The organism is Nocardia abscessus NBRC 100374, assembly GCF_000308455.1.
Taxonomy (GTDB): Bacteria; Actinomycetota; Actinomycetes; order Mycobacteriales; family Mycobacteriaceae; genus Nocardia; species Nocardia abscessus.
The window spans coordinates 1-1,221 of record NZ_BAFP01000035.1 but is presented as its reverse complement, the minus strand read 5'-3'; the positions used below and the strand labels follow the sequence as shown (position 1 = coordinate 1,221).

The window sequence follows — 1,221 nt, the reverse complement described above, 5'->3', positions numbered from 1 at the left end:
CCCATTCACCCCGGTATTCACCGGAACTTCAGTGAGGCAACTTTTCCAGCTTAGCCCATTCGTTCACCCGATCAAAATCGGGCTCCCGATCGAGCCAGTGTGAGTGTCAGGCGCTCCTCGTCCTACCTCGTTTCCCGGTCCTTCCGCTCGGCGTCTCCGCCTTGCTTCTCGGCTCCGGGTCGGTGTCCGTGTCGCTCTGACTTGGAATAAGTTACGCGGCGTCGAACGCTTCGTCAAATCGCCTGGGCAGCGCGTTATTTCGCAGGTCAGAGACGTGCGATCGGCGGCATCACGGGCCGAATGACACCAATGTGATTCAGACCACCACAAGATCGTTTCTTTCACTCGGAGGGCAATAGCGCCCATCGGCGATCAGCCGCCCAGCGGAGCGCGGCGTGATGTCCCACCGGATTCGCGTCGCCGAGCGCGACAGCCGCATCGCGCAGCGTCGGAATGCCCCGCAAATCGTCGCGCGGGATTGCGCTAGCTCGCGTGCCCGGCCGCACGAAGGAGTTTGGCGCCGAGGTCGGCGAGCAGGTCTTTCATCTCGGCGGGTTCGAGGACCTCGAAGTCCAGGTTCAGGTGCGCTATGCGCAGGGCGGTCCACTCCAGAGAATCCGGCGAGGTGCGCAGCAGGCAGGTTCGCGCGTCCAGCGGTTCGATCTCCTGCGCGCGGACCCGGAACGATTCGATCAGGTTGTCGGCGGAGGCGTGCACACGCAGGACGACCTGGCGGGCCGGCCTGGAGCGGGCCAGCTGGCTGGTCACGAAGCTCGCCGCGTCCTCGGCGGGCAGCGCGCGGGGTACGCAGCGTGTTCCGATGGGTTGCGGTGCGGTCAACCGATCCACGCGGAAGGTGCGCCAATCGGCGCGGTCGACGTCCCAGGCCACCAGATACCAGCGGCGCCCCGCGGAGACCAGGCTGTGCGGTTCGGCGAGGCGGCTGGTCTGCGCGTCGGCCTTGTCCCGGTACCGGAAGCGGATCCGCTCGCGGTCGCGCGCGGCGGCGGCCAGAGCGACCAGCACCTCCTGATCGATCATCGGACCGGCGGCGGGCCCGCCCAGCGACACGGTGGTGGTGTCCAAGGCGTCGACCCGGCGCCGCAACCGCGACGGCAAGACCTGCTGCAGTTTCACCAGGGCGCGGGCCGCCGATTCCTCGATACCCGCGACCGCGCCCTGGGCGGCGCCGCGCAGTCCGAGGGTGATCGCGACCGCCTC

General features: G+C 67.9%; 1 protein-coding gene. It reads right to left on the bottom strand.

Annotation, left to right across the window (positions count from 1 at the left end; all coding sequences use genetic code 11):
* Positions 1–483: 483 nt before the first annotated feature.
* A partial coding sequence (locus ON19_RS06385; protein WP_043688250.1) for a helix-turn-helix transcriptional regulator occupies positions 484–1,221 on the bottom strand: 738 nt, incomplete at its 5' end.